This is a genomic window from Jeotgalibacillus sp. ET6, assembly GCF_029667115.1.
GTDB lineage: Bacteria > Bacillota > Bacilli > Bacillales > Jeotgalibacillaceae > Jeotgalibacillus.
Genome location: NZ_JARUIU010000109.1, coordinates 1 through 267, shown reverse-complemented (window position 1 = coordinate 267; position 267 = coordinate 1). Strand labels below are relative to the sequence as shown.

Here is a 267-nt window from a genome sequence, read left to right as displayed (position 1 = left end):
GTCTTTTGCTAATAAGCCCTGCTGTTATCTATTTAGGACTCCCTGAGGCTCTGAGTATCCCAGGTAAGCTCGGTCTGCTCTATATGGGTTTATTCCCTAAGTTCTTCAATCATATGACGAATCAAGAACTTAATTTGTTACACTTTACAATCCTTTTTAAAAGTTTGCAAGCTTTTTTCGATCTGCTGCCATTAAATCATTTGTTGGCAAAAACGGTGGAAACAAATTCACTTTCTAAAAGCTTTAATATGGCCGGGTGCCGCGTAG

Annotated in this window: 1 protein-coding gene; it reads left to right on the top strand. The window is 39.0% G+C overall.

The genetic code is table 11. The annotated features are described in order from the left end of the window. A partial coding sequence (locus P6709_RS19990) for a hypothetical protein (RefSeq protein WP_278242647.1) occupies positions 1–267 on the top strand: 267 nt, incomplete at both ends.